Source organism: Peribacillus simplex (assembly GCF_030123325.1).
GTDB classification, from domain to species: Bacteria; Bacillota; Bacilli; order Bacillales; family DSM-1321; genus Peribacillus; species Peribacillus simplex_D.
In genome coordinates, this window is record NZ_CP126106.1 from 4,302,946 (window position 1) to 4,326,357 (window position 23,412).

The 23,412-nt window shown below is 42.0% G+C and carries 26 protein-coding genes; 5 read left to right on the plus strand and 21 right to left on the minus strand.

Features of this window, described 5'->3' with window-relative positions:
• Positions 1–7: 7 nt before the first annotated feature.
• The 7 genes from QNH43_RS20380 to QNH43_RS20410 all read right to left on the minus strand — a co-directional run bounded on the left by QNH43_RS20380 (position 8) and on the right by QNH43_RS20410 (position 5,474).
• Positions 8–823, minus strand: coding sequence for a uroporphyrinogen-III synthase (locus QNH43_RS20380; RefSeq protein ID WP_283915425.1), 816 nt, complete (start codon positions 821–823; stop codon positions 8–10).
• Between the two features lie 310 nt (positions 824–1,133).
• The gene (locus QNH43_RS20385; protein ID WP_283915426.1) at positions 1,134–1,415 is read right to left on the minus strand and encodes a hypothetical protein; all 282 of its coding nucleotides are present in this window, start codon (positions 1,413–1,415) and stop codon (positions 1,134–1,136) included.
• Between the two features lie 124 nt (positions 1,416–1,539).
• Positions 1,540–2,250: a DsbA family oxidoreductase gene (locus tag QNH43_RS20390; RefSeq protein ID WP_283915427.1), complete on the minus strand. Its 711-nt coding sequence runs from the start codon at positions 2,248–2,250 to the stop codon at positions 1,540–1,542.
• Positions 2,251–2,325: 75 nt separating this feature from the next.
• The gene (locus QNH43_RS20395; RefSeq protein WP_283915428.1) at positions 2,326–2,781 is read right to left on the minus strand and encodes an RrF2 family transcriptional regulator; all 456 of its coding nucleotides are present in this window, start codon (positions 2,779–2,781) and stop codon (positions 2,326–2,328) included.
• A 132-nt stretch (positions 2,782–2,913) separates the two neighbouring features.
• Positions 2,914–3,678, minus strand: coding sequence for a TIGR03943 family putative permease subunit (locus QNH43_RS20400; protein ID WP_283915429.1), 765 nt, complete (start codon positions 3,676–3,678; stop codon positions 2,914–2,916).
• The gene (locus tag QNH43_RS20405; RefSeq protein ID WP_283915430.1) at positions 3,678–4,688 is read right to left on the minus strand and encodes a permease; all 1,011 of its coding nucleotides are present in this window, start codon (positions 4,686–4,688) and stop codon (positions 3,678–3,680) included. The genes QNH43_RS20400 and QNH43_RS20405 overlap by 1 nt, the downstream gene beginning before the upstream one ends.
• Positions 4,689–4,805: 117 nt before the next feature.
• Positions 4,806–5,474 (minus strand): YdeI/OmpD-associated family protein, encoded by a 669-nt coding sequence (locus QNH43_RS20410; RefSeq protein ID WP_283915431.1) that lies wholly within the window; start codon positions 5,472–5,474, stop codon positions 4,806–4,808.
• Between the two features lie 729 nt (positions 5,475–6,203).
• On the opposite strand from QNH43_RS20410, the gene QNH43_RS20415 reads away from it, so the two are divergent.
• Positions 6,204–6,707, plus strand: coding sequence for a DinB family protein (locus QNH43_RS20415; RefSeq protein WP_283915432.1), 504 nt, complete (start codon positions 6,204–6,206; stop codon positions 6,705–6,707).
• Positions 6,708–6,860: 153 nt separating this feature from the next.
• On the opposite strand, the gene QNH43_RS20420 is transcribed toward QNH43_RS20415, so the two are convergent.
• The 13 genes from QNH43_RS20420 to QNH43_RS20480 form a co-directional block, all read right to left on the minus strand.
• Complete coding sequence (locus QNH43_RS20420) at positions 6,861–7,673, minus strand: PhnE/PtxC family ABC transporter permease (protein WP_283918408.1); 813 nt, start codon at positions 7,671–7,673, stop codon at positions 6,861–6,863.
• A gap of 59 nt (positions 7,674–7,732) precedes the next feature.
• Positions 7,733–8,518 (minus strand): PhnE/PtxC family ABC transporter permease, encoded by a 786-nt coding sequence (locus QNH43_RS20425; RefSeq protein WP_283915433.1) that lies wholly within the window; start codon positions 8,516–8,518, stop codon positions 7,733–7,735.
• Positions 8,508–9,296 (minus strand): phosphonate ABC transporter ATP-binding protein, encoded by a 789-nt coding sequence (gene phnC, locus QNH43_RS20430; RefSeq protein WP_076364570.1) that lies wholly within the window; start codon positions 9,294–9,296, stop codon positions 8,508–8,510. Before phnC ends, QNH43_RS20425 begins: the two co-directional genes overlap by 11 nt.
• 27 nt (positions 9,297–9,323) lie before the next feature.
• Positions 9,324–10,358 carry a phosphate/phosphite/phosphonate ABC transporter substrate-binding protein gene (phnD, locus tag QNH43_RS20435; protein WP_283915434.1) on the minus strand — a complete coding sequence of 345 codons (1,035 nt, stop codon included), beginning with the start codon at positions 10,356–10,358 and terminating at the stop codon, positions 9,324–9,326.
• 128 nt (positions 10,359–10,486) lie between these two features.
• Positions 10,487–11,200, minus strand: coding sequence for a phosphonate C-P lyase system protein PhnL (locus QNH43_RS20440; RefSeq protein ID WP_283915435.1), 714 nt, complete (start codon positions 11,198–11,200; stop codon positions 10,487–10,489).
• A 22-nt stretch (positions 11,201–11,222) separates the two neighbouring features.
• The gene (phnM, locus tag QNH43_RS20445; RefSeq protein ID WP_283915436.1) at positions 11,223–12,401 is read right to left on the minus strand and encodes a phosphonate metabolism protein PhnM; all 1,179 of its coding nucleotides are present in this window, start codon (positions 12,399–12,401) and stop codon (positions 11,223–11,225) included.
• 31 nt (positions 12,402–12,432) lie between these two features.
• A complete protein-coding gene (locus QNH43_RS20450; protein WP_283915437.1) occupies positions 12,433–13,278 on the minus strand; it encodes an ATP-binding cassette domain-containing protein in 846 nt (281 codons plus the stop codon).
• On the minus strand, positions 13,279–14,133 hold the full coding sequence (locus tag QNH43_RS20455; protein ID WP_283915438.1) for an alpha-D-ribose 1-methylphosphonate 5-phosphate C-P-lyase PhnJ: 855 nt from the start codon (positions 14,131–14,133) through the stop codon (positions 13,279–13,281). It abuts the gene before it with no gap.
• Positions 14,126–15,262 carry a carbon-phosphorus lyase complex subunit PhnI gene (locus QNH43_RS20460; protein WP_283915439.1) on the minus strand — a complete coding sequence of 379 codons (1,137 nt, stop codon included), beginning with the start codon at positions 15,260–15,262 and terminating at the stop codon, positions 14,126–14,128. Before QNH43_RS20460 ends, QNH43_RS20455 begins: the two co-directional genes overlap by 8 nt.
• Positions 15,244–15,861: a phosphonate C-P lyase system protein PhnH gene (gene phnH, locus QNH43_RS20465; RefSeq protein WP_283915440.1), complete on the minus strand. Its 618-nt coding sequence runs from the start codon at positions 15,859–15,861 to the stop codon at positions 15,244–15,246. Before phnH ends, QNH43_RS20460 begins: the two co-directional genes overlap by 19 nt.
• A 12-nt stretch (positions 15,862–15,873) precedes the next feature.
• Positions 15,874–16,299 carry a phosphonate C-P lyase system protein PhnG gene (phnG, locus tag QNH43_RS20470; RefSeq protein ID WP_283915441.1) on the minus strand — a complete coding sequence of 142 codons (426 nt, stop codon included), beginning with the start codon at positions 16,297–16,299 and terminating at the stop codon, positions 15,874–15,876.
• A 279-nt stretch (positions 16,300–16,578) separates the two neighbouring features.
• A complete protein-coding gene (locus tag QNH43_RS20475; RefSeq protein WP_283915442.1) occupies positions 16,579–17,280 on the minus strand; it encodes a GntR family transcriptional regulator in 702 nt (233 codons plus the stop codon).
• A 241-nt stretch (positions 17,281–17,521) separates the two neighbouring features.
• Positions 17,522–18,406, minus strand: a complete 885-nt coding sequence (locus tag QNH43_RS20480) for a PHP domain-containing protein (protein WP_283915443.1) — start codon at positions 18,404–18,406, stop codon at positions 17,522–17,524.
• A 288-nt stretch (positions 18,407–18,694) separates the two neighbouring features.
• Between QNH43_RS20480 and QNH43_RS20485 the strand changes: the two genes are divergently transcribed.
• Both QNH43_RS20485 and guaC read left to right on the plus strand, forming a co-directional pair.
• Positions 18,695–18,922 (plus strand): hypothetical protein, encoded by a 228-nt coding sequence (locus QNH43_RS20485; protein WP_283915444.1) that lies wholly within the window; start codon positions 18,695–18,697, stop codon positions 18,920–18,922.
• A 1,232-nt stretch (positions 18,923–20,154) separates the two neighbouring features.
• Positions 20,155–21,138 carry a GMP reductase gene (gene guaC, locus QNH43_RS20490; protein ID WP_192206137.1) on the plus strand — a complete coding sequence of 328 codons (984 nt, stop codon included), beginning with the start codon at positions 20,155–20,157 and terminating at the stop codon, positions 21,136–21,138.
• A gap of 58 nt (positions 21,139–21,196) precedes the next feature.
• On the opposite strand, the gene QNH43_RS20495 is transcribed toward guaC, so the two are convergent.
• Positions 21,197–21,538: a zinc ribbon domain-containing protein YjdM gene (locus QNH43_RS20495; protein WP_283915445.1), complete on the minus strand. Its 342-nt coding sequence runs from the start codon at positions 21,536–21,538 to the stop codon at positions 21,197–21,199.
• A 157-nt stretch (positions 21,539–21,695) separates the two neighbouring features.
• Here QNH43_RS20495 and QNH43_RS20500 point away from each other — a divergent pair, with 157 nt between their 5' ends.
• Entirely contained in the window at positions 21,696–22,385 is a 690-nt protein-coding gene (locus QNH43_RS20500; protein ID WP_283915446.1) for a response regulator transcription factor, read from the plus strand.
• Complete coding sequence (locus QNH43_RS20505; RefSeq protein ID WP_283915447.1) at positions 22,382–23,386, plus strand: sensor histidine kinase; 1,005 nt, start codon at positions 22,382–22,384, stop codon at positions 23,384–23,386. Before QNH43_RS20500 ends, QNH43_RS20505 begins: the two co-directional genes overlap by 4 nt.
• Positions 23,387–23,412 lie beyond the last annotated feature (26 nt).

The window sequence follows — 23,412 nt, forward strand, 5'->3', positions numbered from 1 at the left end:
CTCACCCCTATCTGCTTGCTATTCCATGATAATATTTCACCAGCTCCACCATTGCACTGCCCATCCGCTGATCTTCAGGATATATGACCCGCTCGATCCCTTCATCGATTACAACCTGCGCCGTTACCTTTCCGACCGCAAGAGCGATTACATCTGATGCAAACAGGTCGGTTATCTTATCCTCCACACCTTGTTCACGGACAAATCTCATTAAATTTCGCGGCTGCGGTGCACTCGTGAACACAACCGAATCGATTTTGCCTTCAAGGATTTCTTGGATCAGCTGCTGCATCGTTTCTTTTTCGGGCGGTATATGTTCATATGGAAGGATTTCTTTATGTTCCACTTTTTGTTCATCCAACCAGTTCATCAAAAGAGGCGCCGGATCGCCGTGAAGCTGCAAAGCGACCTTTACACCTTTAGGCAGATGGCCTTCCAGATTGCGAACAAGCCCTGCCGTACTGCCATCATCATCCCGGATGAATGGCTGCAGGCCAAGCTTTTTCAGCATATTCACCGTTTTATAGCCCCTGGCTGCAATTTTCATGGACTTTAAAGCTTCAATGAAACGATCTCCCGCTTCCATCTTCACTGCCGTTTTATATAATAATTCCGTCCCCACTCCCGTCGTAAGGATGATCCAATCGAACTCCCCTGCCATCAACCGGGTGACATCCTCTTCCAAATGGGAATCATCAAGGAATACCGTCCCCTGTGCCGGGCGAACGAGCGGGACTCCTCCAAGGTTTTGAACGATTTTACTAAGTTCTTCCGTCTTCCGCGCTCCCAATAAAGCAACGGTCCTGCCATTAAGCTTACTCATCCATGCCCCTCCTATATGTACATTCAATTGAATCCATCTCACCCATTATACAAATTTTCAGTCTTTGAAACTATAAAAAACGAATTCCATATCAAAAATCAACGCTTTTTCTTTCTTTTATCCTATATAAATTCATTTTTCTTCTTATAAGTCCCATACTCGTGAGTTTCGGGCTTTTACTCGTAAGTTTGGAGCATATACTCGTGAGTTTCGGGCTTTTACTCGTAAGTTTGGATCAAATACTCGTGAGTTTGGAGCACAGTAAAAAAGCTGCCAGCAGTACACCAATTTTTCAACGATCTGACTTTTGTTAATTCTTGTTTAGTGCCCTTTGGGCAATATGCTCCTGTTCCTTTTTTACAAAAACATCATATTGAGTATTTTCATGGCGATTTTGAAAGTTTTCAGAGCCTAAATTCATAGGCGTTTTCGTTTTGAATCGTATGCCTTCCCTTTCCAATTTCGCAACCACTTTAAAATAATTTTCATTCCCGAATGCCGTATAAATACATGTCCAATATTTATAGGAAATTAGTTTGGCAGTTACTGCACATGCAATCACGAAGACTAGTATTCCAATCATTATATACATATTTTAGCTCCCTTTCATTTCGGACTTTTTCGAAAAGCCATCCCGTACACTATATTCTTTTCCATACATAACATTTCCTTTAAGTAAAAAAGGAGACCCAGTTTTGGGTCTCCTTCTTCATACATTATTTTTCCGGCACGTTACAAGATCCGTCCGTACAGGTGTCGCCTGTTGCTGGATCATTCACGATTGTAAGCGGATTTTCCTCCGCCCATACTTTTTTTAGCGTATCCAGGAATGCTTCCGTTGGCTGGGCGCCGGAGATTCCATACTTGCGGTTAATGACGAAGAATGGCACACCTGTAATACCAAGCAGGCTTCCTTCTTGCTCATTTCCCCTAACCTCTGCAGTGAATGCCGTGCCTGCCAGCATGGCCTCCGTCTCGGACTTTTCAAGGCCAACCTCTTCAGCCAAACTAGCCAATGTAGCGTGATCGCCAATATGTTTGCCTTCCGTAAAGTAAGCTTTAAATAGGCGTTCATTCATTTCTTTCTCTTTACCTTCTGATTCAGCAAAGTGCATCAAGCGGTGGGCATCGAACGAATTCGTTAAGACCACTTTGTCCAAATGATAATCGAGTCCCAATTCTTTAGCCTGTTGAGTCAGGTTTTGGCTGCTCGCTTCCACCTGCGCTGGAGACATGCCGTATTTCTTGGCCAGCATTTCATTTTGAGTCATATTGATATCCCGCTCAGCCTCTGGATTCAACTCAAAACTGCGAAATGAAACCTCTACCTCATCTTTATTTTCAAACTGATTTAACGCCTCTTCGAATCGACGCTTTCCTATATAACAGAACGGACATTGATAATCCGACCAAATTTCCACCTTCATGTAAAATACCTCCTCATTTTAAATGCAATCGCATTAAGCACATTATATAATCCTGGGTATCCTCTTGCAAGGATATTACCCCAGACACTCATTTTCAAAGTTGGTGAAATCGACTTTTTTCATGAATTCTTCCAATGTATAGCCCTTTAGCAGGCGCAATGTTTCCTTTTCGGCTTCGTTCATGATCTCCTCCAAGGCCGTATCGAGCTGCTTCCCGACTTCTCCGCATTCGCTCGTTTCCAAACAAACAAGGCATTCCGGCCGTACCGCTTGATACACATCGGCCAAAGTAAGCTGAGACGCAGGCACCTTCAAGCTATATCCGCCTTCCCGTCCTTCCTTCGTTTCGACGATCCCCGCAGCTGCAAGCTGGGCCATCACCTTTCTTAAAAAAGTGGCGTGTGACTTCACCTTTAAGGCGATTGCCGAACTTGTCAGGAGCTTTTCACTTTGTGCGAGCCAAACCAGAGAGTGAATGGCAATAGCAAACCGCGGCGGCCCGATTTGATTGTTTCGATTACCTGAAGACATGATTATCCCCCCTTACACCCTATCCATAGTAAGGCCATTATACTATGTTACGTGCTCCCGAACAAATGTCGCCGTTTCCGTTTTTTTCGATCGCAGCGCAAGATTTCCATCCTTTTGCCGGGGTTTCCAATTCTACTGAATGATTTGTACATTTTCATATAAATAAGCTTCTTCGGGTGCCTTTATTTTCTTCGACGCTTTTAAATCGATCACAGGTACGGGTTCCCCTTTATAGTTTCCTTTTTTTAATGTCCCTGTAATCGTATACCAATCATTCGTCTTCATTCCTTCCACATTCCCGTTGACCATATATCCGTATAACGTCGCATCGACCACACAGCAGGACATGGAGAGGCGGGAGATGGCCATTTGTTTTTTCGTAAATGCATCCTCACGGTATATGAAACCCGAAATCTCTATTTCCTTCCCCTCGATCGTATCGAGGTTGTTCAGTAAATCATCCAGCACTTCAAAATAATTATCATCGGTTACAGAGATCTTCTCCCCATTCGCATGTTTCCCTGAATCATATGAACTTACCATCTGTGCCTGCTGCTTCGCCAGCCCCCTTTTCGCCAGCACTTCACCGCTTAATGTAAAATCGGTCAAGATGAAGCCCAGAAGAATCGGAATGAAGAACAAACTATATTTCAGGATCAGTGCGGACGCGGAAGACTCTCCATTCGATCCGCAATCACAATGATGTCCACCTTGTTTTTGTTTTTTCATTCGGATAAGGCTGATCACTAAAAAGGCAAAAAGCGCCGCCAATGCATATGGAATCATTTTGGGTGCAATCAATTTCGTTAAATATCCTGAAACATACAATTTAAAGATCATGAGACCCAGTCCAAGCAGCAGCAATCCTTCAAGTCTTTGGATAAATAAACGTTTCATCAGAAGCCCCCCTTACTGATCAATCCGCCTGCAATCAGACATAGGCTGAAGACGACTGCGAAAACAAGCAGGACATACGTGACGACGAAGCTCCGCTTAAAACAGGACATCATGATCAGGACATTTTTCAAATCCAGCATGGGACCGAATACAAGGAAACCGAGTATGGAGCCTGGCAGAAAGCTATGGGAAAAGGAGGCGGCAACGAATGCATCAGCTGATGAACAGAGTGAAAGCACAAATGCGATTCCCATCATCAATGCCGTGCCTTTCATTGGCGCCTGGCCAATATCGGCCATCACGGACCGATCCATAAACACTTGAAATACACTGGCAAACAAGGCCCCGATGATAAAGTATCTGCCGACCATAAAAAACTCCTGTGAAGTATGTTCAATGAAGCTTGTCCATTTACTGGACCGGATATCATGTTCATGCCCGTGAACCAGTTCGATTTTATCCTCTTTCACCACATCTCTCGTACTGAATATATGAATGAATAAACCTACGATTATGGCCGTCAGGACACAAAGAATGATTCTTCCATATAGAATTGCCGGATTATTTTGGAACGCATAATAAGTGGAGCCGAACACGATGACATTCAATATTGGGGCAGTTACGAGCAAGACCACACCTGCATGGACCGGGACACCCTTTTGGATCAATCTCCGGACGACCGGGATGATTGCACATTCGCAAACCGGAATGACCAGCGCCGCCCCTATCGCAGCAAAAATGGCCGTCAGGGGTCTTTTTGGGATCATCCGCTGAATGATTTCTTCACTGATGAACAATTGGATGAACGATGAGGCAATGGCCCCCAGGAACAGGAAAGGAATCGATTCTAAAAACAATCCCAAAAACACGACGAACACAGAGTGAAGCATCGGGAAAGCTGAGAAATCAATCGCTTCGGGAATGAATACATCGCCTAGAAAAAAGAATGCCAGCATCAAGAACAGCAGAACCACTAACAGTAAATTTCCCGTGTATCGTTTCAAAAGCATATTCTACCACCTCGCAAATCATAATTATTACGATTTAAGTTTGGATTCGGTCTAGTATATGCTTTTGATAGGATGAACAGAACAAGATAAAAAGAGAATGGAAGACATTCCCCACCCTCATTTATTTCTTCGATATAGATCCCTGCTCTTGTAACCTTCCCCTAAAATCGTTTTCATTTCCTGGCGCCGTTTCACTTGGGTCGCCTCCTGTTTTGCACTATACACGTAACGGGCCCAATCCTTGCGATACCCCGGGGTAAGTGATTGATAGAACGCAAGCAAATCAGGAGAATCCTGCAAATCTTTCTCAATTTCAGAAATCATTTCGATATAATCATCTACTGATTGGCTTGCTTTAGTAGATGGACGGTTCCTATTTTTCGAATCTTCTTTCAGTCCGACTACCGTAAAGACATCATCCAACCCGACCATACGTGCAAACTTCAGGTCACTCGAGCCAACATAACCGTCATCATCCGCACCAAGGCCTTGCATCAGATCATCACGATGAATATATGTAGCATATTCTTTATTACCTTTCTTGGGGTAAGCCAAAAAAATATAGCCGTTTTTACTCAAATGATTTTTCTCGATCACCTTATCCACGATTCCTTTTAAAGAATCCATATCCAATACAAAAGCAAATATAAGATCATAGGCATTTTCAGTAAGCTCTGTATCGTAATCCGGCAGTTCTGCTAAATAATCCGCCCCGGCTGGCAGATTCAAGACTGCCACCCTTTCATATTTATGTAAATTCAGTTTTTCTACTATTGTTTTAGCCATTGGCATTCACCATCCTCGTTCATTTTGTCCATCTTCAGTTTATTAGCTCCCCATAGCGTTAGCAACTATAGTCTATCCCATATAATAAGGAAAAAGACGATGTGTAAACACTCCGACTTTTTTATATAATCATTTCTAGGAAAATATTAACTGTGCTATAATTCAGATATAATCAATTCCAATGTTCAGCTTCTTTTAGTTTCTTTTCCCTTTGAATGCCAACTTACATTTTCCTGTTCATCATAGGAAGCCCGAGACGTCGCATTCTTGTAAATGAAGCGAAACATTCTAAGTAGGCATAAACTTAACTTTTTTGCATAGGCATGATAGGGTATCAAAGCTCGGAAAAATGCAGTCCCTGGAAGTACAGACCTGACTTCAGATCTGCATCTCTTCCACAAGATAGCATAAAAGCCAATCTTTGAACCAATGTCTTACACTTGAAACATGCTTTTTTTGTACAATCGAAAATATATTTTACGATTTTTCCCAAATAGAAACCTTCCTTAAATGCATAGTATAGTATCACACCCCTGCCATCACATTCATATTCCACCATTGAATTAAAATCATGATCCTTTTAAAATCATTGTGTTTTTTAATAAGTTCCACATCGTATCACCTTAGTTTTTTTGCATTCTTTATGCAGTCAGATATCCCTTTATTTTTTTCCTATATCAAAAATTCAGTGACGCTTTCATTTGGGAGTATCACAAAAGGGGAGTTCTCATGAATTTTATCGAGTATGATTTGCTATTCGAATCAAGAAAACAGTTAATAGAGGAAATTACGGAGTTGGATGAAAAAATGCTCCACCATAAGCCAGCACCTGAAGTATGGGGCATCGCCCAAATTTGCCATCATTTATACCTTACGGAACAGGTTTTTACAGAAGCCATAGCAAATGGCATTCGGGAAAGGGATTTTAATAATATCATTCAAAAAAACATTTACCTGGTTACTAATAGAACAAAGAAATTCGTAGCCCCTGACATCGTTTCACCCTCTTCAACCCCATTTCAATTATCGAGCCTTATGGATTTGCTGGGAGAATCAAGGGATCGATTATTACAGGTTCTTTATGATATGGATTCAGATATCTTGTTAAATAGAAAGAAAGCCAAGCATCCCCTGTTCGGGGACCTTTCATTGGATCAATGGATTGAATTATTATCCTTACATGAACAAAGGCATATCAAACAGATACAAGAAATAAAGTCCTCCCTTATATAAGCCTTTCATGACAATGGCAACTTTTAAATCGATTTCCAAACAAAGAGACCACTTCATTTTGTGGTCTTTTTCATGCATCCTATGAAACGAACTCAACTTTCGGGGCTGCACCAATATGATAGATGGACAGAACCCATATTTCCTATTCTGGCATCAAGATGATACTTTTAGTTTCCTTTTGATTTGTGTTGCGAAGATTTCAAGACAGATTGCAATCATCAGGATAAAATAAGTGATTGCTCCAATTTCACTCAAGTCGAAGTAAAACCCACTTGCCATGAACATATCGAAGCCGATTCCTCCTGCGCCTGCCGCTGCGCCCATTGCGACCGCCACTGCAAAATTGATTTCAAAGCGCATGAAAGTCCATGAAATGATATAAGTGATCGAAGATGGAATGATGACTTGGAACACGATTTGCCACCAATTCGCTCCGCTTGCTTGCAGGGCTTCTATAGCACCTTTATCGATTTCCTCGAAGGATTCCGAGTAGGCCTTTACAAGGTAACTTATGGAGTGAAACGTCATCCCTATAACTGCCGCTACACTGCCCAACCCTGCAGCGACTGCAAAAATGAGGACCCATAACACGGTAGGCACGGCTCTAATCAGGGCGACGGATCCCTTTATGACAACCGATAATGACTTGGAAGAGATATTTCCAGCCGCTAATAGTCCCAACATCAGGGCAAAGATTGCACCAAATATTGTCGTTAAGAATGCTAAACCTAATGTAACCGACACCTGATAAAGCGCTTGGGTGAAGGTAAAGTGCTTCAAATGCGGCTCAAAAAACATGGTCTTCAAATTATCGACGGTCAATAATAGCGCGTCCCACAGTTTAACATCCTTATAATCAAAACTGGCAAAAGCGTATATGGTCAAGACTGCTAGTACCAGCACACTCAACCTAATGGCGATCGAGGATTTCGAGAAGGGCTTTTTGGATAGTCGTTCAAGCAGCATTTTATCTATATCCTGGCCAGTAGGAGAAGGAAATGGTTTGATCGGACCCTCAGCCTGCATCATAAAATCACCCTCCTCACATAATTTGAGATCAATTCAATACATACTATCGAAATGATGATCGTTATGACGACAAGACTGGCAATGTCATAACTCAAGTTTTTATAATAAAGATTAAACGTAAAACCAATACCCGATCCTGTAAGCAGTCCGACCAATGTTGCATTCCTGATATTCGTTTCTATCATAAATAGTACCCAGCTGATCATTTGCGGAATTGCTGAAGGGATGACAGACTGCGAAATGACGGTTAGATAACTTGCACCGGTAGTCTGCAAAGCTTCTACGGAACTGCAGCTCACTTCATCGATCGTTTCAATGAAAGCTCTTGTTAAAAAACCGAAAGATCCAAAAAACAAGGCAAAATAACCGGTCAAGGAACTTTGTCCGAATGAAAATAACAGAACTAACGCCCATATTGAGACATCAATATTTCTAAATAAAACGGCTACCCCGCGGCTAAACCCACCAAAGAAAGCATTCACCCTTGTCGTATTGGAACCCAATATCGCAAATACAAAGGCCAATATTCCCGCGAGTGTGGTTGCAGCAACGGATATTAAAAGCGTTTCTTTCAGCTTTATCAAAATGTCCGGGAGTTTGGCAAGGGAATCCTTTGTTGGATAAAAATTAGATAACGACCATTGTATGGCCTTAGGAACAGAAGTAACCCCTTTTGCGATGCTGAATTCTGTAATGATAATGGAAACAGCCGTCGCAGCCCCTATAAGCAAAAACAATGCAAGTGAATTTCTTCTCTTTTTTGCAAAAACATCAGCCGACATGGGAACCTCCCAAATCAAAAATCAATTTCCCTTCATCTGATCCATAAATCTGGTGGATATCATTTGAGGTAATATTTTGAGTCGTGCCATTGAAAACAATCTTCCCGCCATTCACACCGATGATTCGATCCGAATATTTCAGGGCAACATCGACTTGATGCAGGTTGACCACGACTGTGATTCCCATGGAAGTGCAGATATTCCTTAAATGATCCATGATCACTTTGGAAGAATTCGGGTCAAGGGAGGCAATCGGTTCATCGCATAATAGCAATTTAGGATTTTGGATAAGCGCCCGCGCAATACCAACCCGTTGTTTCTGGCCTCCGCTCAACTGATCGGATCTTTTATAGATCAGATCTTCCAGACCGAGAATTTGGAGAACTTTAGCAGCCTGAAGTTTCTCCTCTTCACTATAAAGGCCAAGGATTCCAGCCAATGTAGATTTATAGCCTAATCGTCCATGCAGGGTATTTTCAATCACACTTAGTCTATTTACAAGATTGTAATGTTGAAAAACCATCCCTATTTTCCTGCGTACTTTCTTTAACTCTCTTTTATTCACCTTGTATACATGATCATTATCAAAAATGATTTCTCCGCTAGAAGCATCGATCATCCTATTGATGCATCGCAGAAGAGTTGATTTCCCTGCTCCAGATGGCCCTATGATGGAAACGAACTCTCCTTCCTTCACAGTGAAGTCAATATTGGATAACGCCTTTGTACCATTTCCAAAATGCTTTGAGACATTTTTCACTTCCAATAATGTTTTCATGTATGATCCTCCTGCATTTTACTGCCTTTATTTAGATAATTCCCGAATTGGATTGAACCAATCATCCTCAACTTCCACCATTTTCTCTTTTCCGCTCACCCGTTTAAATAGACCTGATGATTTAGAATCTTCCGGTACAAAAACTTTCTCGTTATTAGCCATTTCATCGGACATCAACGTTTCAAGAATTTTTTCACGTGTTTCCTCACTGACTAATTCGGTGTTGACAACGAAAGGTGCATTCAGAACCGGAGTCACTGAAATGAGTGAGAATGTTTTATCTACAACTGTGTTGAAGGGTTCAGCTGCATCCTTCTTTACCTTATACACGGCACCTGCTTTATTCTCTTCCCCATCAGCCAGCACTACATAATTATTGACACATGTGTCACAAAAAGCCGCCACTTCCGCTTTCCCGGTCAAAAGATTAACAGCCGATCCTTGGTGTGAACCGCCATATAGCACTTCACTGAAGAATTTATCTTTCCCGCCTTCCAATAGGTCCTCGGCCTTTAATTCCTTAAACTTATCTTGCTGCGAAAAATAATCAACGATTCCTGTGGAAGGAACTTTGAAGCCGGATGTAGAGCTATTTGATACGAAAGAGAACTTTTTCCCTTGGATACCATCAATCATGTATTCGCCGTTGATTTTATAGTCATCTGCATTTTGAACGGCCAGCCAGCTATTATAGACTGCATCATCCAACGTACCTGATTCACCGCTTGGAACAACTAGAGGTTGAACACTATCGTTTTTGTTGTTTGCTTCAATATATCCTTGCGCTCCCAGGAATGCTAAATCTGCGTTTCCATTAGCAATTGCCTCGATTGCAATGTTATAATCCGTAGTGGTCTTATGTTCGACTTTCATTCCTGTGGCATCCTCCAGGATTTTCCCGATTTCATCGCGGGCTTCCCCTAAATCTTCCCCGGATTCATTTGGCAGCCATGCCACGGTTAATGTATCATCTTCATTTGCACCTGTTGAACTAGTGGAAGAACAGCCTGTGAACACCAGCAAAATAACTAACATCAATATGGACATCATCGATTTTTTCACGTTAAATCTTCCCTCCCATTTAAAAGATCTTTTCTTATTTCAGTCACTTCCCATATAACAATACCGGTACAATGCTAACCTGCCGTTAAGGCGGCTGAATATTCAGTAAAATTTGTGTGAATTCGCCGTTAAATTTTTTGAATAGCTTGAGTGAAACATCCATTCTGCATGCTATATTCTTTATTTACTAACCGATTCATGAACTCCAAGTCATGAAAAATGCCCAGCATTGTCGTCCCTTCGTTCATTAGCTGTTCCAGCAGGGTTTTCACCTTCACTTTAGAATCGTGATCCAAACTTGCAGTCGGTTCATCCAGCAGGAGGAGACGCGGCCTTTTCACCATTGCCCTTGCTATATTTAACCTCAGCTTCTCCCCTCCTGAAAAAGTAGCAGGGTAGCTGTCCCATAGCTCTTTTCCTATTTCAAAGTGGTCGAGGATTTTTTCCGTTTCGATATTGGCCATTTCCCTGGTCCTTCCCATTTCAAGGATGGCACCGGTAACGAGCTGCCTTGCTGTAGTTCTTGGCATGACATTTAAAAATTGGGATACATAGCCTATCTCATGCTTACGCAGGTAAATCATTTCCCTTTCAGCAGCTTTTGCCAGATTAATCGCACCATAGTGGGAAGATTCATACCAGATGTCTCCTTCTTGAACCCGATAGGTACCATAAATCGATTTCAGGATTGTTGATTTTCCGCTGCCGCTCTTGCCTGTAATGCCAATGAATTCGCCTTTTTTCACTGTGATCGTAATGTTGCTGACCGCATGGATTTTCTTGCGTTGATTATGTAAAATAAAGGACTTGGATAAATCTTTGATCTCCAATATGTTCTCCACTTTGCCACCCGCTTTCTAAAATTCAGATCCTGTAATTCGTTTTTTGAATCAATTTTCCGTCTACAATCACAGTTGTTATGACAGGGAAATCACCTGAAATTTTTTCAATGATAAGAATGTCAGCCTTTTTCCCTTCGTGAATCGATCCAATTTCGTCCTCCATCTTGACTGCCTTTGCGGGATTAATCGTAACTAGCTTAAACATATCGACAAGATCCATCCCATGGTTTTCGACCAATTCAAACATTGAATGCAGCAGTGCCGCAGGGTAATAATCACTGCATAATATGTCTATGCTTCCATCCTGAATGGTTTCAGAGGCACTTAAGTTCCCGCTGTGAGAACCTCCCAAAAGCACATTTGGTGCACCGGCTATGGTATACATCCCCATATCATGGGCCTTACGGGCAATTTCAAGTGTGATTGGAAATTCACTTATACTCGTTCCAAAGCTGTGAACCAATTCAAGCTTCTCTATTGAATCATCATCATGTGAGGCAACGGCAATATTATTTTCCCTTGCTAGAAGTGCAATTTCCTTCATTCTTTCAATCGTCAGCTTTTCTTTCACTTGATGAGTCCGGATCATCACATCAATGGCTTCATCACTATAATTGTTATACCCCCTTAAAGTGTTTCGATATATCTCTAGATGCCGATACTGCCCTTGTCCTGGAGTGTGGTCCATGAATGAGACCAGATGCACTTTCTTTTCGGAAACATATTCTTTTAAACTATCAATATCCTCCAAATTATCGATTTCATACCGGGCATGAAACCGATGACGGACCAGGTGCTTCATCGTATGTGTTTGATCAATTAAGTCGATGAGCTTCCTTACATTCTCAGGCTCCCGAATTGGCTTATATGCGTATTCAGTCGATTTATAGAGCGACAGGGAATGAAACATGGTCGTGATCCCGTGCGTGATCAGTTCCTTTTCCGTTTCTCTTAAGCTCAAATGAAAATTCATTAAAGAAGTCGGGCGCGGCGCAGTCATATGTTCAATATAATCCGAATGGAGATCGATGAAACCAGGTGAAACATATCCACCCAAAGCATCCAGCACTTCCATCTCAGGACTCTTTTCTATTTCCCCCACAGGTGCAATCCGGCAAATTCTATCATCCTTAATTAAGAGATCATGGTCCATCAGGATCGAGTCTTCCGTTATTATTTTTCCATTTTTAATCAGCAACAATGTCTCTTCCCCCATTTTCCTTTAGTTTCTTTTACAGCAGTGAGTGTACTAATTGTTGGGTATAAGGATGCTGTGGATCTTCGAGTATTTGATCTGTTAAACCTTGCTCGATTACTTTACCCTCCAGCATGACGAGCGTACGGTCTGCAAGCATTCGGATTACGCCCAAATCATGGGATACCAATACAATGCTGATATTCAAATCTCTTTGGAGACCTTTAATTAGATCCAATACACTTGCTTGAACGGATAAATCCAAACCCGTGGTGACCTCATCCAAAAGCAGTATGGGGGGATTGTTGGACAATGCTTTGGCTATCTGGACCCGTTGCTGCATTCCGCCTGAGAAATTCCTTGGTTCTTCTTTCATTCGATGAATGGGAATATTGACTGCTTCAAGGAGCTCGGCGCCTCTTGTTTCCATGCTGCCAACATGTCTGTTCCCAGCTGAAATCAACTTTTCGGCTATATTGCCTATAGAGGAGAAATCCATTTTCAACCCTAGAATCGGGTTTTGATAAACCTTCCCCATCAGATGGTTTCGAACGAATCTTTTTTTCTGGGCAGACTCCATGAATAAATTCTTTTTTCCATCCTCAAAGCCAGCTACATACATTTCTCCATCTGTTACTTCATCGTCAAAATATAAACTTTTCATTAAAGTGGATTTTCCGCTGCCGCTTTCCCCTACAATTCCGAGAACTTCACCGTGATACAAATCAAACGTCACATCTCTACAGGCATATACCGTCCCGCATCCATGACAATAGTTTTTCGCCACTTTTCCCGATTTCATATGTTTACAAATTGAACATCCGCTACCGTACTGTTTGTTCATTTGTTTAACCGATAATACGGGTACCTCAAGCACAGACATTTAATTCACTCCCAATGATTGTTTTTGATTGACCATTTCAAGGCAATTGCTAGTATCATTGCATTGGAAATACGTTTCCCCTGATTCCTCATCAACAAGTTCATCCAAAAACACATCATTGGACCCGCAGAGAATGCAAGCATGATTTGTAAAGGACTCGATTTCAAATTCATAATCATCAAATGCCAAAGATGATACATTTGTATAAGGAGGTACTGCATAAACCTTTTTCTCCCTGCCTGCACCTAACAAAATGAGCGCTTCACTTTCGTCCAGCTTGGCATTATCGAATCTTGGTATGGGACTTGGTGCCATGACATACCGGTCGTGGACCATAACCGGATGGTCTGCATCCGTCGCCATTATTCCGTACTTCATGATTTGTTCAAATAACATAAGCCATGCTCCGCTATACTCTCTCTCAGCATGAAGCTTTTTCGTTTCATGTTCGCTCGGCTCAAAGTTCCTTAAAGGTTCCGGTAATGGAACTTGAAGAATTAAAATTTGGTCTCGTTGCAACGGCACTTCCGGCACCCTGTGCCTGGACTGGATTAAAGAGGCATCCTTTGTGTTATCCGTTGTCCTTACCCCAGTGGTGTCAGATACGAGTTTTTTTATGTTAACGGCATTAACGGATTCATCCGAGCCTTGGTCGATCACCTTAAGGACGTCATCCTTTCCGATCAATGACAATGTCAACTGCAGGCCGCCCGTGCCCCAACCACGCCCAATCGGCATTTCCCTTGAAGCGAATGGGACTTGATAACCGGGAATGGCAATCGCCTTCAGTGTCGCCCTTCTAATTTCCCGTTTCGACCCTTCATCAAAGAATGCAAAATTATAGGTTTTATTCATGCAATCCAACCTCCTGCTCTGCGGTCTTATCTTTTGACTTCCGAATGCTATCAAGCTTGGATTGGAACGTAACATAATGAGGCATCTTCAAATGGGAGATGAAACCCGTTGATTCCACTGAATCTATATGATAAAGGACGAATTCCTCGTTGTGACTTGGAAACTCCTTGTTGGGTTTTTCCAGGCAATTATCCAGGATGCCCATTGCGATTGCTTTGGTTTCATTTTGTCCCATGCACATGCCATAGCCAACTTCAAACTCCATTTCTTTTTTGCCTTGTTCTTTCTCTACCGTAAGCGGAATGAGCATCTCTACCTCCGTTGCTGTAAAGTCCCCAATAAAATAGCTATCTTCCTCTTGCCCTTCGTCCAGCAGCGGGTGATCGACATGGACGGGCAGCTTGCCTACGCGTAGCTCTCCTACTGTCGGGTGCAGTGCACCATATCCACGAATGACTGCATAAGCAAGTGATGTCACTGCACCGGTTTGGCCTCTTGTTAAAACTTGCAGGCGCTCACTCCGCATTGAAGGAAACTCCAGACTTTTCCTAGTAACATCCCCAGGCTGCAAATCATTGTTTTCACAGCTTGCTAATAAGCCTTCACTTCTTAAGTAGTCCAAAACTTTAGTCAGGGAGTTTAAATCAGCCGTATCGTTCTGATATTCTGTTGAATGATTTTCTTCTTGAAAAGCCCGTAACCAATCTTGAATGCTTAGATCCGATTCATTTTCCAGCTCCGAATCTAGTAATCGATGCGTATAATCGGTCGTGGCACCTAAAATCTGTCCGCCAGGTATATCCTTAAAACTAGCTGAAATCCGCCGTTCCACTTTCATATTTTCAGAACTGATCACTCGTGAAACATGTTTTCGCGGCAAAGTTGATCGATAGGCCCTCAAGAGGAAAACAGCTTCTTCCGGATTGCCTTCAGCCTGTTTAATGGCTAGTGCAGCCAGTGATCGATCATACAAACTGCTTTCTGACATAACCTGATCAATCAGCCCTCTCATCCCAGCTTCTATCTTATGCAGCTCTATAGCCGTCCCTTTTTTGACCCGTTCATACTTTAAGCGTTTGATGGATTCCTCAATCGCCTTTGTTCCGCCCTTTACTGCAACATATCCCATATAATCTCACCTCCATTTTCCTTGATTTCAGTCGTTCTCGGTAAAGCTATTAAACGATCTTGTCGATCCACAAAATACATATCGATTCCTAAAGGGAATTCTATGTTTTTTTCGTTCCTTACGCCAAGCCAGGCGGAGACGTTCGGAAGGCTTATGAATGATTCCTCTTGAATTCCCGGTCCTGAAAGGATCATTGAGTCCCCCTTCGTTACATCCGGCACTTCCAGAATGATCATCGCCGATTCATGGGGGTTCAACAGATTTCCTACCTTTGCTTTATTTATCGCTTCCTTCATTTGCTCCTCGGAGGCATCATGTAAAATAAAGATGAAATCCGCTTCCGGCAAATCGACAGGCTTTGAATAAGTAAGCTGATTGATCATTCTTGACACCGCCTCCCCCTCCTTTGCAATGACCTTAAACGTCACTTCAGGGTCAAGTACAGTAAGTGCAAGCAGGATGGTCGAAGATAAGCATTCCATTTGAACATCCAATGTCCTGGCTTCCCTTTCCAAAACCACTAAAGTTCCAGGTCTTGAAGTCGCCGTTACAAGCTTTCTATAAACAGTTTGTATATCATGAACTACATCCAAATTCATTGCTTTCCCCCCTTATTGAACATCCATTGTTTCAAAGTTGACCTTGGTTCTTAAGATTGATCGATTCAGCTCTTGAAGATTTTTCTGTATATTCTCCTTCTCATTTTCCAAAACATGTGACCATGATCTCGTTTCGCCAAGATCAGCCTGATAAGCAGCATCAATGATAGCTAAACGATGTGCCAGCTCTTCCCGATGTCCCATAACGATGCCAATCCCGATTGACTCCTGAATTTGGACCGTGCATTCAGTCACCAGCATTTCCCCAAGATAAAACAAGCTCTTTTTTGCCGTTTCCCTTGTCTTTAGCAACACAAGGGCACTCTCTGGCTTTTGAATGACGGTAACTTTATATTTCATTGCTATTTCCTTGGCAAATTCCTTCGCAATGTCCTCAGAGCCTTGAATCAAAATCTCGGTTCTTTCCCTTCTTCTCATTCCAATGGCCTCCAATGTTTTAGTTTCCCGCTACATCTTCAATGTATCTTGTTGCCAAGTGAACGTACGTTAAGAAAGAGTAAATCTTTGTATGAAATTTGTTAAAGCCGGACCTGCACTATTCAAAATTTCGTGCCATTACTCGTGAATTCGAGCTTTACTCGTGAGCTTCGTACTTTTACTCGTGAATTCGAAGCATTTACTCGTGAGTTCCGTACTTTTACTCGTGAATTCAGAGCATTTACTTGTGAATTCGAGCGATATCTCGAATGGAAGTTTTTATATAACATATGTGAAACAATCGCTTCGATAGATTATGACCGTGTGCTCAAGGACTTGATTGCTCCGCTTATCCCGGCATAACGATTCCACTTGCAAAAGTGGAATTAAACTTGAACACTGCAAAATATCCCGTTCGACAAGAGTAGGAAAAATCACGTTCAGTGTGCTGCTGCTGGATCCGAATTCCACAAAACCACGCTGCCTATAATACTGAAACATAGAGGTAATGTCAGGACCGTCATTTTGAATTTCAGGAAATGTTGATTTTGCTACAAAAGATGTATGAAGAGCAATCGGGAAATCGTCCATTAACCTAAGCCTGCCAATTTTAAAGACCTTGTCATCCCTGTCCACCTCGAGGCTTTGAAAAATCTTCTGATCGTAAGAAATTTCTTCGCAAAAAATTGTACTCGTTTGAAAGGAAAACTGGAATTCTTTCATTTTCTCGGTGAAACTGACATCTCCGGATAGAATTAACGGAATTTGCTTCTTGCTTTCCTGGACATAACTTCCCTTACCTTGCTTTGAATAGATAAAGCCTAAATCTTGAAGCTGCTCGTATGCCTTCCTGACAACCATTCTTGGAACATTAAATTGATCAGCGAGTATATGCTCCGAAGGTAACTTTTTATCCAATTGAAAGGTCCCACTCTTAATTTCCGATATTAAATGATCCACTAAAAAGTTTTTTTCCGCCAACAGAAATCCCCCTTTAAATATTAGATCAGCCCAATACCCATTTTTCCTTGTTAATGTCAGTGTAATGAGAAAATATGAAGCTACCATGATTTTCTTGTAAAAAAAAAGTCCTGGTCAATTACCAGAACGAAAGGGAATACTTTTTTTATGGACCTTTTCAATACAACTCCTGCATCGTTCAGTCTTTCAAAATGCTCATCCAGCATATGATCAGGTCGCTTTCACAGCAAAATTCCTGGTTTCATAGATCGATATTTTTCAATACGACATCAGTAATGGACATGCTTTTTTTCCTTAATTTCAAAGCATCCACACATTCCTTTCCTGGGCTCATACTGCCAAGCAGAATCGGGTTCTCCCCATAATCCCCATGAAAATCCGAACCTCCTGTCTTAATGAGATTATATTGATCTGCATATGAAATCGCTCTTTCCTCTTCTTCATGACCATGATGCGGATGAAGAACTTCAATCCCTTCAAGCCCTGCTTCTACAAGATCAGGAATCATTTCGAAGCTCCCGTATTGTCCAGGATGAGCAAGGACCGGAACGCCCCCGGCAGCACGAATCGCCTTCACAGCAAGGATGGCATCCACATACTCCATAGGAATAAAGGCAATGCCTGGCTCTTCTCCATTTTGGCCGCGACTGAAGATCTTCTTATACAAATCTCCATAGATAGAATCCGTATACCCCGATTCCCTTAGCGCCAGCATAATATGCTGTTTATAAACACCGGTTCCTCCCTTGAATTTAGAAACCTGATCCCAAGTTATTCGATATCCTGCATGAATCAGCCGTTCCACCATTTTTTCAGAAGCTGCATTCCTCTTATGAATCAGCGGATTACATAGCTCCTCAAGCGCCTTATGACCAGGCTCAACAAAATAGCCCAAAATATGTACACGCCTTCCTCTTGCAAAGTCATAACCAGAAACTTCTATACCAGGAATGATTTCGATTCCTACTTCCTTCCCATGTTCCACCATCTCTTGCACTCTCATCGTTGTATCGTGATTCGTAATCGCTAAATGGCCAATGCTCTCCCTTTTTGCAACCTCCAATAGTTCTTCAAAAGAACTGGAACCATCTGAAATGTTCGTATGACAATGTAATTCAACCTTCATGCCAATCCCCCCATTCTTTTTCGTTACACATCATCATTTTAACTTAGTGCCATGTCGGTCCCGTTAAGAAGATGTAAAAAAACGTAAAGGTGTAAAAGCCACACAGTTTGGTGAAAATACTTAAGAATTTAAGGCAGTGGACAAATAAACATCCGAGTTGATTTCAGAAAACCTTTCCCTTTCCCAGGAGTGTCGCAATTTCCTTCAATCCAATTAGGATTACAGGAAAAAACCTTTAAGGACAGTCCTAGATCCTTTTTTAAAGTCATGCTTTAGGATGAGAACAGCTTGTTGTTTTTTCTAATAAAAACGTTCGAGTTGATTGGGCAGACTAAAGCAGCTCTATCTTTTAAAACAAAGTTGATTGGAGCGGAGGGTGCGAGACTCCTGCTTAGAAAAGCGAGTCCAAGGGAGACCCCGCAGGCGCAAAAGCGCCGAGGAGGCTCCCGGACCGCCCGCGGAAAGCGAGTGACTGGAGAGGAAATCAACGTTCTCATTTTACAAACACCCTCATAAAAACTGATTGGCAAACAATGATTATCTAGTTTGTAGACAAAAGCAGCCCTATCTTTTAAAACAAAGTTGATTGGAACGGAGAGCGCGAGACTCCTGCTTAGAAAAGCGAGTGACTGGAGGGGAAATCAACGTTCCCATTTTACAAACTCACAAAAAAACTGTTGGCAAACAATGATTATCTAGTTTGTAGACAAAAGCAGCTCTATCTTTTAAAACAAAGTTGATTGGAGCGGAAGGCGCGAGACTCCTGCGGGAAAAGCGTGTCCAAGGGAGACCCCGCAGGCGCAAAAGCGCCGAGGAGGCTTCCGGACCGCCCGCGGAAAGCGAGTGCCTGGAGAGGAAATCAACGTTCTCATTTTACAAACTCACAAAAAAACTGATTGGCAAACATTGATTATCTAGTTTGTAGACTAAAGCAGCTCTATCTTTTAAAACAAAGTTGATTGGAGCGGAGGGTGCGAGACTCCTGCTTAGAAAAGCGAGTCCAAGTGAGAGCCCGCAGGCGCAAAAGCGCCGAGGAGGCTCCCGGACCACCCGCGGAAAGCGAGTGCCTGGAGGGGAAATCAACGTTCCCATTTTACAAACTCACATAAAAACTGTTGGCAAACAATGATTATCTAGTTTGTAGACAAAAGCAGCTCTATCTTTTAAAACAAAGTTGATTGGAGCGGAAGGAGCGAGACTCCTGCTTAGAAAAGCGTGTCCAAGGGAGACCCCACAGGCGCAAAAGCGCCGAGGAGGCTCCCGGACCGCCCGCGGAAAGCGAGTGCCTGGAGAGGAAATCAACGTTCTCATTTTACAAACACCCTCATAAAAACTGATTGGCAAACAATGATTATCTAGTTTGTAGACAAAAGCAGCCCTATCTTTTAAAACAAAGTTGATTGGAGCGGAAGGCGCGAGACTCCTGCTTAGAAAAGCGTGTCCAAGGGAGACCCCACAGGCGCAAAAGCGCCGAGGAGGCTCCCGGACCGCCCGCGGAAAGCGAGTGACTGGAGGGGAAATCAACGTTCCCATCCACAAACCCACATAAAAACTGTTGGCAAAAGAAGTCATGTTCGTTCGTTTTTTTTAGCTTCCTGCCCTGTAGCGGATTTTCCATCTAGCTGAAATAAAATCAAAATAAAACCATTAAAAATTTTGACTTACTGTCAAAAATGATGTACATTACCTATTGGGCGAACAATTTTAATATTAAATGATAAAAATATTCGTATATAGAGGTGCATAACATGGAAAACGTGTTTGATTATGAAGATATTCAATTAATTCCTGCAAAATGTGTAGTAAATAGTCGTTCTGAGTGTGATACATCCGTTACTTTGGGTAAACATACATTCAAGTTACCTGTAGTACCTGCCAATATGCAAACGATCATTGATGAAAAGATTGCCATTTACTTAGCTGAAAACGGTTACTTTTATGTAATGCATCGTTTTGAGCCAGAAAAACGACTGACTTTCATTAAAGATATGCATTCACGAGAATTGATCGCTTCCATCAGTGTAGGCGTAAAAGAAGAAGAATACGGATTCATTGAACAATTATCGGCTGACAACATTGTACCTGAATACATTACTATAGATATTGCACACGGCCATTCCAATGCCGTGATAAAGATGATACAGCATATTAAAAAACATTTACCTGAAAGTTTTGTCATTGCAGGAAATGTGGGAACTCCTGAAGCGGTACGGGAATTGGAACATGCCGGTGCGGATGCTACAAAGGTTGGCATCGGGCCAGGGAAAGTTTGCATCACCAAAATCAAGACTGGATTTGGAACGGGAGGCTGGCAACTAGCTGCACTTCGCTGGTGTGCAAAAGCGGCAAGCAAGCCAATCATAGCTGACGGCGGCATTCGCACGAACGGTGATATTGCTAAATCAGTTAGATTTGGAGCTTCCATGGTCATGATCGGTTCACTATTTGCTGGACATGAAGAATCTCCAGGTCAAACGATCGAGAAAGATGGAAAGGCATTTAAAGAATACTTTGGTTCAGCTTCTGAATTCCAAAAAGGTGAAAAGAAAAACGTTGAAGGCAAAAAGATGTATGTCGAGCACAAAGGATCTTTGGAAGATACGTTGAAGGAAATGGAACAAGATCTTCAGTCGTCCATTTCATATGCCGGCGGAACCAAGTTGGAAGCCATCCGGAATGTGGACTATGTGGTCGTTAAGAACTCAATCTTTAACGGTGACAAAGTTTATTAAGAAGGAATCATTAATAAAAAAGAACGGTCTAATCAATCGATTAGACCGTTCTTTTTTATTATACCTTTTTAACAAATTGGGATTTTAATTTCATTGCACCAAAACCATCAATCTTGCAATCAATATCATGATCTCCCTCAACTAGACGGATGCCTTTGACTTTAGTGCCCATTTTTAAGACGGATGAGCTCCCTTTCACTTTAAGGTCCTTGATTACCGTAACGGTATCACCATCGTTCAAGGCATTTCCATTAGCATCCTTGATCATCTTCTTTTGATCACCATTTTCCGTTTCCGCTTCCACCGTCCACTCATGGGCGCATTCCGGGCAAACAAAAAGACTTCCGTCTTCGTATGTATATTCTGAATCACATGCAGGGCAATTAGGAAAATCAGACATAAATTCACTTCCTCCATTCGTTATTGTCAATTCTAATATAATAATGGTTTACACACAACCGGCAGGCTATTACGGCTCCTGTTCCTCCCTTTCTCTAGAACCTATTGAGTTTTTACTATATACTTTTAAGAAAAAGCTGGAAAGTGCGGTGAACCCCTTGTTTAAACTACTATTGATAGAGGACGATACGACGTTATTCAATGAAATTAAAGATAGATTGGCGCAATGGTCTTATGATATTTACGGAATCGGCGATTTTAGTAAAGTGGTTCAGGAATTCACGGAAATAAAACCTGATTTGGTCATCATTGACATACAGTTACCGAAGTTTGATGGGTTTCATTGGTGCAGAATGATCCGGTCCCATTCCAATGTTCCCATCATCTTTTTATCTTCCCGTGATCATCCTACCGACATGGTGATGTCCATGCAGCTTGGAGCTGATGATTTCATTCAGAAGCCTTTTCATTTCGATGTACTCATCGCAAAGATACAGGCCACCCTACGCCGTGTCTATAATTACAATACCGAAAAGGTCGAATTGAAAACCTGGTGCGGGGCAACTGTGGATTACGAGAAGAACACGGTAACGGCCGAGACTGGCACAATCGAATTGACGAAAAATGAAATTTTCATCTTGAAAAAGCTCATTGAACAGAAAAACAAGATCGTAAGCCGCGAAGAATTGATCAACAGCTTATGGGATGACAAACGTTTCATAAGCGATAACACCCTTACAGTGAATGTGAACCGTTTACGAAAGAGATTGGATGAACTGGATTTAGGGCATTTCATCGAAACGAAGGTTGGACAGGGCTATATCGCCGTGGAAGAGGCAAATGCATGATCAGAAAATTTCTCGTGGAAAGGTTCAGCTGGATCATATTCTATATACTTCTTCATCTATTCATTATCTTTGTCGCTTATCTTGATTCGGCGATACCGTTAAAGCCCATACTGTATATTGTTTTTTTATCACTGCTCATATTCATTATATTTTTGATATTCCGCTATAAAAAAGAAACATATTTTTATAAAAGTCTAGAAGCGCGGGAAGACAACCTGGATATTACGAATATAGCCGAACCGGAAAGCCCTTTCGAAAAAATCATAGAAAACAGCATCACTAACCAAACCGAAATATTGAAGCAGTCCGCATCAATTGGTCAAATGACTTTAGAGCAGGAGAAGGATGAATTATTAGCTTGGATTCATGAAGTGAAGACACCATTGACGGCGATGCATTTAATGATTGACCGCTTGGATGATGAATTGCTGAAATCGCATTTGACTTATGAGTGGCTGCGCATTCACCTACTTCTTGATCAGCAGCTCCATCAAGGGCGCATGCCTTTCATCGAAAATGATTTGTATATAGAGAAAACCGATTTGGAAACAATAATCTTTGATGAGATTAAAACGCTGCAATCATGGTGCATTCAAAAAGGAATCGGCTTCGACATACAATTGGATGTAACCGAAGTGCTTACCGATGCCAAATGGCTGGCCTTCATCATGAGGCAGCTCCTGACGAACTCCATTAAATACAGTGAAAACTCGGATATCGTGATATATAGCCATGAACAAGCTGGACAAACGGTTCTCGAAGTGAAGGATTCTGGACGGGGCATCGACCCAAAGGATTTATCCCGCATATTTGATAAAGGATTCACTTCCACGACAAATCATCGTGACACTGCGGCAACCGGCATGGGATTATATTTAACAAAGAATGCAGCCAAGTCCCTTTTCATCTCCATAGACGTGAAATCAGAGCTTGGAACCGGAACGGCCTTTGCGTTGACCTTCCCAAAAAGAAATGATTTCGTGAATATCACAAGCATGTGACAAAAGTGTCACATGCTTTTATTCTT

Bases quoted from the DNA above. Each gene is read 5' to 3' on its own strand.
- QNH43_RS20380 (WP_283915425.1), bottom strand. From the start codon at position 823: ATGAGTAAGCTTAATGGCAGGACCGTTGCTTTATTGGGAGCGCGGAAG.
- QNH43_RS20385 (WP_283915426.1), bottom strand. From the start codon at position 1,415: ATGTATATAATGATTGGAATACTAGTCTTCGTGATTGCATGTGCAGTA.
- QNH43_RS20390 (WP_283915427.1), bottom strand. From the start codon at position 2,250: ATGAAGGTGGAAATTTGGTCGGATTATCAATGTCCGTTCTGTTATATA.
- QNH43_RS20395 (WP_283915428.1), bottom strand. From the start codon at position 2,781: ATGTCTTCAGGTAATCGAAACAATCAAATCGGGCCGCCGCGGTTTGCT.
- QNH43_RS20400 (WP_283915429.1), bottom strand. From the start codon at position 3,678: ATGAAACGTTTATTTATCCAAAGACTTGAAGGATTGCTGCTGCTTGGA.
- QNH43_RS20405 (WP_283915430.1), bottom strand. From the start codon at position 4,688: ATGCTTTTGAAACGATACACGGGAAATTTACTGTTAGTGGTTCTGCTG.
- QNH43_RS20410 (WP_283915431.1), bottom strand. From the start codon at position 5,474: ATGGCTAAAACAATAGTAGAAAAACTGAATTTACATAAATATGAAAGG.
- QNH43_RS20415 (WP_283915432.1), top strand. From the start codon at position 6,204: ATGAATTTTATCGAGTATGATTTGCTATTCGAATCAAGAAAACAGTTA.
- QNH43_RS20420 (WP_283918408.1), bottom strand. From the start codon at position 7,673: ATGCTGCTTGAACGACTATCCAAAAAGCCCTTCTCGAAATCCTCGATC.
- QNH43_RS20425 (WP_283915433.1), bottom strand. From the start codon at position 8,518: ATGTCGGCTGATGTTTTTGCAAAAAAGAGAAGAAATTCACTTGCATTG.
- phnC (WP_076364570.1), bottom strand. From the start codon at position 9,296: ATGAAAACATTATTGGAAGTGAAAAATGTCTCAAAGCATTTTGGAAAT.
- QNH43_RS20450 (WP_283915437.1), bottom strand. From the start codon at position 13,278: ATGTCTGTGCTTGAGGTACCCGTATTATCGGTTAAACAAATGAACAAA.
- QNH43_RS20455 (WP_283915438.1), bottom strand. From the start codon at position 14,133: ATGAATAAAACCTATAATTTTGCATTCTTTGATGAAGGGTCGAAACGG.
- QNH43_RS20460 (WP_283915439.1), bottom strand. From the start codon at position 15,262: ATGGGATATGTTGCAGTAAAGGGCGGAACAAAGGCGATTGAGGAATCC.
- phnH (WP_283915440.1), bottom strand. From the start codon at position 15,861: ATGAATTTGGATGTAGTTCATGATATACAAACTGTTTATAGAAAGCTT.
- phnG (WP_283915441.1), bottom strand. From the start codon at position 16,299: ATGAGAAGAAGGGAAAGAACCGAGATTTTGATTCAAGGCTCTGAGGAC.
- QNH43_RS20480 (WP_283915443.1), bottom strand. From the start codon at position 18,406: ATGAAGGTTGAATTACATTGTCATACGAACATTTCAGATGGTTCCAGT.
- guaC (WP_192206137.1), top strand. From the start codon at position 20,155: ATGGAAAACGTGTTTGATTATGAAGATATTCAATTAATTCCTGCAAAA.
- QNH43_RS20495 (WP_283915445.1), bottom strand. From the start codon at position 21,538: ATGTCTGATTTTCCTAATTGCCCTGCATGTGATTCAGAATATACATAC.
- QNH43_RS20505 (WP_283915447.1), top strand. From the start codon at position 22,382: ATGATCAGAAAATTTCTCGTGGAAAGGTTCAGCTGGATCATATTCTAT.